Raw genomic sequence first — 12,800 nt, 5'->3', positions numbered from 1 at the left:
TCAACCAAACTTCGGCGATGATAGCCTGACCATTTTTTCCATAGTGTCCTACCTAAACGTTTAATTGTTCGAAGTAATTCATTTCGCTCTAGCGAGCTACTCTTTGTATCTTTCCATGGTTTCGCATTTTTTCTAGGTGGAATCACCGCATGTGCTTGCCGATCTGCAATGACCTGACGGCATTGCTTGGTGTCATAAGCTCCATCGGTATAAACAGAGTCAATCTGCTCATCTTGTGGAATCTGATTAAGTAAATCACCAAGCACCTGTGAATCACAGACATTATTGGTTGTGAGCTGAATAGCGCGTATTTGTAGGGTTTTGGCATCTATACCAATATGTAGTTTACGCCATTGGCGACGATATTCAGCTCCATGTTTCTTGCGTTTCCATTCGCCCTCACCTAGAAACTTCATCCCTGTAGAGTCTACGAGTAGATGCAGCCCATCGCTACTTTTTTGGTAGCTGATTGCAATATCAATATGCTTTTGTCTTCTACAAAGCGTACTGTAATCTGGGGCGGTCCAATTTAATCCGCAAAGTTTAATCAGACTTTGCACAAAGCCAGTGACCATACGTAAAGATAGACGGAATAAGGATTTAATCATTAAGCAGCATTGGATGGCTGCGTCGGAGTAGGTTTGATTTCGCCCTTGTTTGCCTTTTGATGGAGCATACCATTGCGTAGCAGGATCAAACCAAAGGGCAATATTTCCGCGATTAATGAGTGCTCGGTTATATGCGGGCCAATTGGTTGTGCGGTAGATTTTGTGTGTAGGCTTCTTCATTTGAAAATTATATCGCTGAAAAAGCCTTTACAGATAGGTTTGTGCAACAAAGCCTCCTTATATACAATTTTACAAATTTCTTTTAAATAAATATTAATATAGATATAAAGAGTTATTATAACTACCCATGCTACTATAACGAATAAAATTCCAACTATAATAATAAACAAACCAGGTCTATCTTTAGACATAGATAATAAAATTTCTAGCATTATCTACTCCTAATATCTTCAATATAATCATAGGCCTTACCTACACTCCATCCTGCAAGCTCTGTTGTAGCTTTCCCTGATAAAGCTGCTGAGACAGCAACAATACCTATAAACACCAACCCAGCCCTACCTGTGACTAAACCTACAATTAATATTCCCGTTCCAACCCCAAAACCAACTCCCCCAACTTTAGGTGTTCTCGCCTTGTCTTCAGGTGTAGCTTCATAAACAGTTATGAACTCACCACGTCAGTAGCAATCGATACAACGTCTATTACTATAAGAAATAAACCAAGATATTAAACTCGGTTTTCGATAGAACTCTAAATTTTTAAAAATACTGATCTGCAATAAAGCCCAATAGCAGCAAAAGTGTCCCCAAAATACCTGAAACAATAACCAAATAATGTAGATAAAAAAATACGGGGTAACTTTTCAACATTTCTTTTAACTGGGAATCACTCATTTTTTGATATACATTCTTCCCATAGTAGGCTTTAAATGAAGTATTAAACTTTATATTTGATATTTCTCTCCAATAAGCACTGGGCAACATACTCAAATGAAAGAAATCAAATGGCTCCACCAATCTTGTAAATCGTTTTTCATTCTTATATAAAATTTGGCAAATTTCTTTTAGATAAATATTGGTATAGACATAAAGACTTATGAAGAAGACCCACAATAGAATAAAGAATAATAAACCAAAAACAAATAGAGCAAAAACATGGTCTGTAATCAATAAATTGATAATTTTATTCATTTATACTTTCCACTTTATCATATATATACCCAGCTCCGTATCCCGCAATCTCAGATGTACCTTTTGCTGCAATAGTAGCTCCAGCAGCAACAATACCAATAACGATTAATCCTGTTCCACCTGTCGCAAGTCCGACAATTAAATAACTTGCATAAACTCCAAAACCAATACCAGCACCAACCTTGGCGGTCTCAACAACCGTTGTTTTTGCTTTATCCTCTGGTGCTGCTTCATAAACAGCTACGCTTGAACTTACAACATCCGTAGCAATAGAAACATAGCCAATTATTTTTAGTTGCGTCGCAAACTTACCAATTCTACCCATTTCTTTGACGTATTCTTTAAGTCCACCTTTAAAGTTATTGTCTCTAACCAATGCCGATTGCTTCAACATACGGCGCATATTGGTTGTTTTAATGGATTGATCCCAACGCAAGAATTTCTTAGTTCCTTCGTTATCTAATTCTCTATACAAGTTTGCATACTTCTGTTTGAACTGAGTGAAGTTTTTAGGGTTTGCCAGTCCAGACCCTTTGGCTTGTTCTTCGGCATACTTTAGGGCAAGCTCCCCATGTAGCCTATACACCCTATGTGCTTGTCCTTCAGCTAAAGATACAGCGCCATCAGCAGCCATCCTTTGCTCAAAAAAGCTATCCTTTTTTTCTTCCTGATTAAATTTAATCGTTAAAGGGTGCTTATTTTCTTCAAAGATATTTTTGTTAACAATCTTCGTGTTTTCTTGAAGTAGTGCATCATAGAAAAATTCATAGTTTTGTGCGAAGAACACCGCATCAAAATTTTTATCTTTTTTCATTTCTTCTAGAATTTTCTGGGCCTGTTGTGCCTGCTTTTTATATTCAGGCAATTCCTTTGCTGTGGTCGAGTTTGCGATAATCACCACTTGCCCAGGCTGCAAAATACCTATTGAGGCCAAGTTAGACAAGTGCGGATTATTGGCCTTTAAAATTCCCCAATCTTTTTCCGTCAAAGGCTTTTTAAATACACGCTGTGCCCAAGTCATCACAGGTTCGGCCTTTTTAACTAAATACCAAGCAACCTCACCATCATCGAGTTGAATTTCTTTTATATTTTCTTTAGCTTTTTCGGTCGCTTCAATAGTCGTTTTAAACTCAAACAGACTCCACTTATTAGGTTCTGGATAGGTCTTAGCCGTCACTGTTTTGATGATCTCACCCCGATATTTGATTTTATACATCAACACTCTGTTCGGTTGATAGATATGAAACCATTTGCCAAAACCCTGATCATCAAAATCTCCCTCATCTTTAAAAACAGTTTTGCCCAGCTCTTTATTTACGACCAAAAACTGAAAGGAAAAATCTTGATACTTTAGCGCTGGTGCCACTTTAAGTTGCAATCGAGAATAATGCGTTGCCATCTTATTCTTCTCCGCCCGCTTCCTGTGCTTCTTCTATTTCGCTCATCAACACATGTGTAATCAGGTTTTGTGCTGAAGGTGTCGTATTCAGTTTCATTAATCCTTCGGCATTGGTCACGCCTTTTTGCAAATTACCTGCTTGGTCAATCATAAAATAAGGTTTATGTGCCAATGGAATATTGTCTTTATTTTTGACTAGATATTGAAGAATGTAAGGTTGATCTACCACAGGGAGATTGGGAAGTTGGGATGAAACTTGCTGTCCAGCAGTAAATTTATGCTGTCCGGCTTTTGCTTCAAACTTTGTAGGGGTTATAAAAGTAATCCCATCCTTATTAATAATGATTTGAGACCCACCAGCCATAAACATCCCTTTATTTGACACAACTCTTCAAAATAATACAATAATAATATCAACCGACCTTAAAATTTATCGTATGACTTTTATTATAGCCATTCAGTTACAAGATAGTATTATTGTTGCCACAGATAATAGAAGCACAATGGTTGATTATAAAATTCATTCAAATCAAACACCTAAACTATATGCATGGAAAAATGGGATTATAGTGGGTTCAGGTGAAATGACTGTTATATCTCGTGCAGTTGAATTCTTTATAAAGCTATCAAAATCGAATATTGAAGACTTACCAAAATGCCTTAAAATTTCAAGACTTATGAGAGAGCTGGAAGCAAAAAACTTCCATATAACAACATCAAAACTAATGTATTCGAAAAGCACACCATCAGGGGCTCAGCTTTACACAGTACAGCCAAACAAAAATGATGAATATATATTAGAAAAATTCGAAATCAATGAAATTATATTATGGTTATTTAACCCTGATGTTTCACATATTGGGACTGAATTAAAAACATTATATGCCAATCTAAAACCTTATTACTATTTTAATAACAAAAATAAATGGGCAACTTATTATCTCGAACAGTTAAACACAATATTTAAAAAACAAGCCCAAATAGATCAAATGATGAGTGCGAGTTTTGATATATTTTTTCAAACAAAAGATGATTATTTCCATGAATATATTGGTAGTACCCGTACCATATCGGGAAATGGAGAATGATCTAAAAACCAAGAATGCACTGAACCATAAAAAAACGACCTTAAAACATGCGTCTTAAGATCGTTTCAAAACACAGCTCAATTAGCCTGGGAAGATACCACGCTCTTTACGTGCTTTTAAGATACGCTCACAACCCAAGATAAAGGCCGCTGTACGTAAGGTACATTCTTTTTCACTTGATTTATGCCATACATCGTTAATGGCTTGAATCATTAACTTGTCGAGTCTTTCGTTAATTTCTTCTTCAGACCAGAAGTAGCTCGACATATCCTGAACCCATTCGAAGTAAGATACGGTTACACCACCCGCATTACAGATTACGTCAGGAACAACCGTGATACCACGTTCAACCAGGATGTCATCTGCTTCTGGATAAGTCGGGCCGTTCGCGCCTTCAAGAACCAGTTTTGCCGATAAGTTTTTCGCACGTTCAACCGTGATCTGGCTTTCTAAAGCAGCAGGGATCAGGATATCCATGTCTACTGTCCAGAACTCTTCATCGCTGATGACCTGAGCACCTTCAAAACCACCCACACCTTGATGAGTTTCCATGTAGGTCTTTAATGCAGCAAGATCAATCCCTTCAGGATTATAAATCGTACCGGTATGATCCTGAATGGTCACGATTTTAGATTTTGAATCACCGAATAGATATGCAGCTTCACTACCCACGTTACCAAAACCTTGAACCGCGATTTTAGCGCCTTCTAAAGGTAATTTGATTTTTTCAGCAACTTGCTGACCTGTGATAAATACACCACGGCCTGTTGCCTTGATACGACCTAGCGAACCGCCTAGGTGAACCGGTTTACCCGTTACCACACCTGTTACGGTATGACCTTGACCAGATGAATAAGTATCCATGATCCAGCCCATCACGTTTGGATTCGTCCCTACGTCAGGTGCAGGAATATCTTTTTGTGGGCCAATAATATGGCTGATTTCACTGGTATAACGGCGTGTTAAGCGTTCTAATTCACGTGGAGAAAGCTGACGCGGATCAACACGGATACCACCTTTTGCACCGCCGAATGGTAAATTCACCACCGCAGTCTTAATTGTCATCCATGCTGAAAGAGCCATTACTTCATTTAAATCTACATCTGGGTGATAGCGAATACCGCCTTTACCCGGACCACGTGACAAGTTGTGTTGTACACGATAACCTTCAAAATGACGGATAGTGCCATCGTCCATAACAATTGGCACGTCAACGATCAAAGCACGTTTTGGGCGCTTTAATGTATCCACATAACCTTCTAGACCTTCTAGATATGGAGCAACACGCTCGATCTGTTCAAGATAGGTTGCCCATGGACCGTCATTTTGAGAGACATAAGATAAATTAGACATGTTTTAACCTTTTGATGAATTCACATGATCCATCAATCAAATATGTAGTTAAAAATTATATAAGCGGCTAATTTGGCAGTTCTACTGTCCAAATCAAACCGTGGATTACATTCCGCCACATCAAAAACTTTAATCTTTCCGGTTTCCTTAATGGCCTCTAGTAATGGGTCAAAAACTGATAAATCAATTCCTTTTACCGCAGGTGCACTTACACCTGGAGCAATGCTAGCACTAAATACATCAAGATCAACTGTAATATACAAATAGTCAACTTTTCCGGTAAAAGCTGTCAACTTTTCGATTAAAGTTTCAACATTTTGTTGCTGCAACTGATAATCGTAAATATAAGCACAATTCAGCCGATCTGCGGTTTCAAATAAAACCTTGGTATTTGAATGTTTCGCTACGCCAATGCACAAATAATGAAATTCTTGCTGATGCTGTTCGGACAGTTTGGCTGCATTTAAAAAAGGTGTTCCTGAGGTCACCTGTTCAGCTTCACGCAGGTCAAAATGTGCATCAAAATTGATGATACCGATTTTCTTATCTGGCTCATGATTTTGCAGGTATTGAAACAGACCTGAAAAGCTACCAAAAGCCACTTCATGACCACCACCTAAAACAATCGGTTTCATGCCCTGTTTTAGACTACGTTCTACCTGATCGGCCAGTTCAGCCTGTGCCTGTTCCAGTTTGCCATTGTCACATAGCACTGTGCCCAGATCTGCAATTGTCACCGCTTGATGGACAGGCAAGTTTGCCAATTGTGCCCGAATCATATCGGGGGCATCGGCTGCACCTAAACGGCCTTTATTACGTTTCACCCCTTCATCGGAACTAAAACCGATGAAAGCGAATGACGCGTGCTGCTGCGTATTGACCACCTGATGGAGACGTAAATGTGCTTCACCATCACCATCGTGTCGTCCTTGCCATTTAAATGAGTGATTCATTATCAATACCACGCTTTAAAAATGAGCCTAGGCTTAGATCGAAATTTCATTGCCATGCTGAATGATACGTTTTGGCAAATCGCCCCCTAACCAGTAAACGATTTCTGAAGGATGCTCGATGTCCCAGGCAACAAAATCTGCCACTTTGCCCTGCTCCAGACTGCCATGCGTGTCTTGCAAGCCCAATGCATGTGCTGCATGAAGCGTTACCGCAGCTAAAGTCTGTTCAGGGGTTAAACGGAATAAGGTACTGCCCATATTCATCATCAAACGCAAAGATAAAGCTGGCGATGTACCCGGATTTAAATCACTGGACAAGGCAATCCGCACACCATGTTGCTGCAAGCTCTGCAACGGCGGATACTGGGTTTCTCTCAAGAAATAAAATGCGCCTGGCAATAACACTGCAACCGTCCCCGCAGCAGCCATGGCTTTCACATCCTCTTCTGTCATGAATTCCAGATGATCTGCCGACAAAGCCTGATAACGCGCGGCCAGACTTGAGCCACCGAGCGAAGAAAGCTGTTCTGCATGCAGCTTGATTGGCAAATTTAAAGACTGGGCTGTTTTAAAGACGCGCTCAACTTGAGCAGGAGAAAATGCCAGATATTCACAAAAGGCATCGACTGCATCAACCAGACCTTCCTGATGGAGTTTTGGCAGCATGTCATTACAGATATGCTCGATATACGCATCGCTTTGATCCTGATATTCAGGTGGCAAAGCATGCGCTGCCAGGCAAGTACTGCGAACCGTCATCGGCAGAGTTTCTGCAATCTGACGAATCACACGCAGCATTTTGCGTTCGTTGGCGTAATCCAGACCGTAGCCTGATTTAATCTCAATGGTGGTGACCCCATCTTTGAGCAGGCAACGAACGCGCTTCAGTGCTGATGCCAGCAACTGTTCTTCACTTGCTTCACGCGTGGCACGAACCGTACTGGCAATTCCGCCACCGCTGGCCGCGATCTCGGCATAACTGACACCTTGTAAGCGTTTTTCAAACTCAACACTACGGTTGCCGCCAAATACACTATGGGTATGACAATCAATTAAGCCGGGAGTCACCCAAGCGCCATTCAAATCAATAGTTTCGGAATAAGCATCGGCAGGAACATCGTCAAAGGTTCCAATCCAGTGGATGTGCTGCCCCGAAGTGACCATTGCAGCATGTTCGATACTGGAATATTGCCCATTTTGCATGGTGGCAATATGACAGTTTTTCCAAAGCTTTTTCATTCACATTTCCTCTCACTGCTCAGGCAGGATAAGTACCTGAGCAGTTTGATCTTTAGCTTTCCATTTCGATATTTTGTTGCAAGCTTACGCTTTCTTTTACCGTATCTTTCTTCGGCTTCACCCAGATGTTATAAGCAATCCAGAGTAGAACTAACCAGGTTGCACCGACATAAATTGCAGGTCGTGAGTCCGGGAAATACCCCATCATGGCTAAAATAAACAGCATGAACGCAATTGCAAATGCAGGGGCATACGGCCAGCCAATGACTGGGAAATCCAGTGCCTTGATTTCTTCTTTCGATAATTTACGACGCATCGCAACCTGAGAAAGTAGAATCATCAGCCACACCCAAACGGTTGCAAAAGTCGCAATTGAAGCAATGATGATGAAGACATTTTCAGGAATCAGATAGTTCAGCAAGACACCGATCAACAACACGCCTGCCATCACCACCACGGTCATCCAAGGCACACCATTTTTCGAAATTTTCTGGAATACTTTTGGCGCTTGTCCTCGGTTTGACATCCCGTACAGCATACGTCCGGCACCAAACACATCACTATTGATGGCAGATACAGCCGCTGTAATGACCACAATATTCAGAACGGTTGCCGCTGATCCAATGCCCAGATTCTCAAAAATCTGTACGAATGGACTGCCCTGACTACCAATCTGGTTCCACGGGAAAATCGACATCAATACAAAAATCGTCAGGACATAGAACAACAGGATACGTACCGGCACGGCATTAATCGCTTTTGGAATCGAAGTTTTTGGATCTTGCGATTCACCAGCAGTGATCCCGATAATTTCAATCCCGCCAAAAGCAAATACCACCACAGATAAACAGGCAACCAAACCTGCAATGCCATTTGGCATAAAACCTTCATGAATCCATAAATTTTGAATGCCTGTGGTAAAGCCACTGTGGTCCGCATGGAAACCGTAGAACATTAGCCCCAAACCACCAACAATCATGGCCACAATGGCAGTGACTTTGACGATTGAAAGCCAGAACTCAAGCTCGCCAAAGACCTTGACGTGAATCAGATTGATTGCACCCAAGAACATGATCAGTGACAAAATCCAGATCCAGCGTGGCACATCGGGATACCAGAATCCCATATAGATTCCGAATGCTGTCACATCGGCAAGCGCAACGATGATCATTTCGAAAACGTAGGTCCAGCCGGTGGTAAAACCTGCAAGCGGGCCAATATATTGAGAAGCATAATGACTGAATGAACCTGATACCGGGTTATGTACCGCCATTTCACCGAGTGCGCGCATCACGATATAAATTGCAATCCCTGCAACAATATATGCGAGTAATACAGACGGGCCTGCCATTTTGATGGCAGTGGCCGAACCGTAAAAGAGTCCTGTCCCAATGGCTGAACCCAATGCCAAAAAACGAATATGGCGGGTGTTTAGCCCCCGCTGTAATGTGGAGTGCTGTGACATTATAATCTCCAATCCTTGAGGAAATTTAGTTAGATTCGGCCACTCCATGTGACCGATTTATTGATCACACTTCAGACAAACTCGGTAATAGCTTCGGAATGAGTAATTCGTTCAGGCAACCACTCGCGAGCAATTCACTTGCCTGCTCGATATCTGGCGCAAAGAAACGATCTTCACTGTAGTAAGGCACTTGATCACGCAACACTTTACGCGCACGCTCAAGTTTTGGAGAACTCTTCAATCCTTCACGAAAATCAAGGCCCTGACATGCACCTAGCCATTCAACTGCAAGGATGCCGCGAACGTTGTCAGCCATATACCACAAGCGTTTCCCAGCATTCGGCGCCATGGAAACATGGTCTTCCTGATTTGCAGAAGTCGGTAAACTATCAACACTGGCAGGATGTGCAAGTGCTTTATTGTCACTTGCTAACGCAGCGGCTGTTACTTGAGCAATCATGAAGCCAGAATTGACTCCACCATTGGCAACCAGGAACGGCGGCAACTGTGACATGTGACGGTCCATCATCATGGAAATACGGCGTTCAGACAATGAACCGATTTCTGCGATCGCCAATGCCAGATTATCTGCTGCCATGGCAACAGGTTCCGCATGGAAGTTACCACCCGAAATCACATCGCCTTCAGCAGCAAAGACCAATGGGTTATCCGATACCGCATTTGCTTCGATTTCCAGTACTTCTGCCGCTTGACGGATCTGGGTCAAACACGCCCCCATCACCTGTGGTTGGCAACGTAGTGAGTACGGATCTTGAACCTTGCTGCAATCTTCATGTGAATGAGAAATTTCACTTGATTCAGTCAACAAGTCACGATAAGCCGCAGCCACATCAATTTGACCACGTTGACCACGCACTTCATGAATACGTGCATCGAATGGCGCGCGCGAACCCAGCATGGCTTCAACGCTTAACCCACCGCACACTGTTGCAGCAGCAAATAGATCTTCTGCTTCAAACAGACCACGTAAAGCATAAGCAGTTGAAACTTGCGTACCGTTTAACAGTGCCAAACCTTCTTTCGCCGCTAAGGAAATTGGCTCTAGACCCGCAATTTTAAGTGCTTCAACTGCCGGCAACCATTCACCTTTATAGCGTGCTTTACTTTCGCCTAATAACACCAAAGACATATGTGCAAGTGGTGCCAAGTCACCTGAAGCACCAACAGAACCTTTGAGTGGAATATGCGGATAAACTTCAGCATTGATTAAAGCCAAAATGGCATCAATCACTTTACGGCGAATCCCAGAAAAACCACGTGCCAAGCTATTTGCTTTAAGCAACATAATCAGACGTACCATCGCATCATCAAGTGGCTCACCTACGCCAGCAGCGTGTGACAGTACCAATGAGCGCTGTAACTGCTCAAGGTCTTCTGGTGCAATTTTGGTTGAAGCAAGTAAACCAAAACCTGTATTGATCCCGTAGGCTGTACGGCCTTCATTCACGATTTTTTCGACACAAGCAACACTTGCATTAATGCCAGCAGAAGCGCTGTCATCGAGTTTCACTTTGATTGGATTTAAATAAGCGTGGCGCAGATCTGCTAAGCTAAGTTTGCCGGGTTGAATTAGAAGTTCCATTATTGGCGTCCTGTTTTGCACTCTATTGTTCGCTTACGATGCTGTTTACACAATTGCAAAAAGCATCGTAATGTCCTTGTCTGTTTATTGCGTGATCATCGGCAAGTTCAAGCCTTGCTCTTTGGCACAGTCAATTGCGATGTCATAACCCGCATCGGCATGACGCATCACCCCTGTTGCAGGGTCATTGGTCAGTACACGTGCAATACGTGCTGCTGCTTCATCTGTACCATCACACACAATCACCACACCTGAGTGTTGCGAGAAGCCCATACCTACACCACCGCCATGGTGCAATGACACCCAAGTCGCACCGCCAGCAGTATTCAACAAGGCATTCAATAATGGCCAGTCTGATACGGCATCTGAACCATCTTTCATTGATTCGGTTTCACGGTTCGGACTAGACACTGAACCTGAATCCAGATGGTCACGACCAATCACGATGGGTGCTGACAACTCACCACTACGCACCATTTCATTAAATGCCAAGCCCAGTTTTGCGCGTAAGCCTAAGCCCACCCAGCAAATACGTGCTGGCAAACCTTGGAAGCTAATACGTTCACGCGCCATATCTAACCAGCGATGTAAATGTTCATCATCTGGAATGAGTTCTTTTACTTTAGCATCTGTCTTATAGATATCTTCCGGGTCACCTGACAGCGCAGCCCAACGGAACGGACCAATACCACGACAGAACAATGGACGGATATAGGCAGGAACGAAGCCCGGGAAATCAAAGGCATTTTCTACGCCTTCATCTTGTGCCATTTGACGGATGTTATTACCATAATCAAAAGTTGGCACACCCATTTTCTGGAAGTCCAGCATGGCTTGAACATGTTTCGCCATTGATTGTTTCGCTGCTTTCACCACCACTTCTGGCTCAGTTTTAGCACGCTGACGGTATTCTTCCCATGTCCAGCCAATTGGCAAATAACCATTCAATGGATCATGGGCGCTAGTTTGGTCAGTGACCATGTCTGGATGTACGCCACGACGAACCAATTCAGGTAAAATTTCAGCAGCATTGCCATGCAGTGCAATCGAAACCGCCTTACCTTCTTTGGTATATTTTTCAATACGCGCCAAAGCATCATCCAGATCAGTGGCTTGTTCATCGACATAACGGGTACGTAAACGGAAATCGATACTGCTTTGTTGGCATTCGATATTAAGTGAACATGCACCTGCAAGTGTTGCAGCCAAAGGTTGTGCACCACCCATACCGCCTAAACCAGCCGTTAATACCCAACGACCTTTCAAGTCACCGTTATAGTGCTGACGACCTGCTTCGACAAAGGTTTCATAAGTCCCTTGTACAATGCCTTGGCTACCAATATAAATCCAAGAACCCGCCGTCATCTGGCCATACATTGCCAAACCTTTCGCATCCAGTTCATTGAAATGTTCCCAGTTCCCCCAGTGTGGCACCAGATTCGAGTTGGCAATCAAAACACGCGGTGCATCTTTATGAGTTTTGAACACACCCACTGGCTTACCCGATTGAACCAATAAAGTTTCATCTGTTTCTAAATTCTTTAGTGTTTCAACAATCTTGTCGAAACATTCCCAGTTACGTGCAGCACGACCGATACCACCGTAAACCACCAGTTCTTTTGGATTTTCTGCGACATCAGGATCTAGGTTATTCATCAACATACGCAGTGGCGCTTCTGTTAACCAGCTTTTGGCATTGAGCTGTGTACCACGCGGTGCGCGAATTTCTACATCACGAAATTTTGTTGTCGTTGTTGTCACAATCGGACTCCTTCCATTGAGTTTGAACCAGCAAATTAATCTGCTTTTACTGTATAGCAATGTATTAACTTGTATATACATCCATATACTACACAAAACTTTTATATTGAAAAGATGCTTTTCAATTCTTTTATGAAAATAAATTACAAGCCAATGAAATAAATAGATTTATTTTTT

The 12,800-nt window shown here is 42.3% G+C and carries 12 protein-coding genes; 1 reads left to right on the top strand and 11 read right to left on the bottom strand.

The features are described 5' to 3' along the window. The 5 genes from ACINWC323_RS14980 to ACINWC323_RS14995 all read right to left on the bottom strand — a co-directional run. The coding region (locus tag ACINWC323_RS14980; RefSeq protein ID WP_009507051.1) for an IS5-like element IS17 family transposase at positions 1–788 on the bottom strand (788 nt) is incomplete at its 3' end. Continuing rightward, on the bottom strand, positions 785–1,000 hold the full coding sequence (locus ACINWC323_RS0118820) for a hypothetical protein (RefSeq protein WP_032881125.1): 216 nt from the start codon (positions 998–1,000) through the stop codon (positions 785–787). The genes ACINWC323_RS14980 and ACINWC323_RS0118820, both read right to left, overlap by 4 nt. 330 nt (positions 1,001–1,330) lie before the next feature. Continuing rightward, complete coding sequence (locus ACINWC323_RS14985) at positions 1,331–1,762, bottom strand: hypothetical protein (RefSeq protein ID WP_009509273.1); 432 nt, start codon at positions 1,760–1,762, stop codon at positions 1,331–1,333. Then, entirely contained in the window at positions 1,755–3,161 is a 1,407-nt protein-coding gene (locus tag ACINWC323_RS14990) for a hypothetical protein (RefSeq protein ID WP_009509210.1), read from the bottom strand. The genes ACINWC323_RS14985 and ACINWC323_RS14990 overlap by 8 nt, the downstream gene beginning before the upstream one ends. A gap of 1 nt (position 3,162) precedes the next feature. Further along, positions 3,163–3,525, bottom strand: coding sequence for a hypothetical protein (locus ACINWC323_RS14995; RefSeq protein WP_032881123.1), 363 nt, complete (start codon positions 3,523–3,525; stop codon positions 3,163–3,165). Positions 3,526–3,598: 73 nt separating this feature from the next. Between ACINWC323_RS14995 and ACINWC323_RS15000 the strand changes: the two genes are divergently transcribed. Further along, on the top strand, positions 3,599–4,249 hold the full coding sequence (locus ACINWC323_RS15000) for an Ntn hydrolase family protein (protein WP_009509250.1): 651 nt from the start codon (positions 3,599–3,601) through the stop codon (positions 4,247–4,249). Between the two features lie 81 nt (positions 4,250–4,330). On the opposite strand, the gene ACINWC323_RS15005 is transcribed toward ACINWC323_RS15000, so the two are convergent. The 6 genes from ACINWC323_RS15005 to hutU all read right to left on the bottom strand — a co-directional run bounded on the left by ACINWC323_RS15005 (position 4,331) and on the right by hutU (position 12,623). Next, the gene (locus ACINWC323_RS15005) at positions 4,331–5,602 is read right to left on the bottom strand and encodes a Glu/Leu/Phe/Val family dehydrogenase (protein WP_005286774.1); all 1,272 of its coding nucleotides are present in this window, start codon (positions 5,600–5,602) and stop codon (positions 4,331–4,333) included. Between the two features lie 32 nt (positions 5,603–5,634). Further along, entirely contained in the window at positions 5,635–6,555 is a 921-nt protein-coding gene (gene hutG / locus ACINWC323_RS15010) for a formimidoylglutamase (RefSeq protein ID WP_009509270.1), read from the bottom strand. 33 nt (positions 6,556–6,588) lie between these two features. Continuing rightward, positions 6,589–7,794, bottom strand: a complete 1,206-nt coding sequence (hutI, locus tag ACINWC323_RS15015; RefSeq protein ID WP_009509205.1) for an imidazolonepropionase — start codon at positions 7,792–7,794, stop codon at positions 6,589–6,591. Between the two features lie 52 nt (positions 7,795–7,846). After that, the gene (locus ACINWC323_RS15020) at positions 7,847–9,259 is read right to left on the bottom strand and encodes an L-histidine transporter HutT (protein ID WP_009509197.1); all 1,413 of its coding nucleotides are present in this window, start codon (positions 9,257–9,259) and stop codon (positions 7,847–7,849) included. 64 nt (positions 9,260–9,323) lie between these two features. Further along, positions 9,324–10,862, bottom strand: a complete 1,539-nt coding sequence (gene hutH / locus ACINWC323_RS15025) for a histidine ammonia-lyase (protein ID WP_005231073.1) — start codon at positions 10,860–10,862, stop codon at positions 9,324–9,326. Positions 10,863–10,946: 84 nt separating this feature from the next. Next, positions 10,947–12,623, bottom strand: a complete 1,677-nt coding sequence (gene hutU / locus ACINWC323_RS15030; protein WP_009509242.1) for a urocanate hydratase — start codon at positions 12,621–12,623, stop codon at positions 10,947–10,949. Positions 12,624–12,800 lie beyond the last annotated feature (177 nt).

The sequence above is a fragment of the Acinetobacter sp. WC-323 genome (assembly GCF_000314615.1).
GTDB classification, from domain to species: domain Bacteria; phylum Pseudomonadota; class Gammaproteobacteria; order Pseudomonadales; family Moraxellaceae; genus Acinetobacter; species Acinetobacter courvalinii.
Note: the sequence above shows the minus strand (reverse complement) of the source record. Positions and strands in the feature narration are given on the sequence as shown.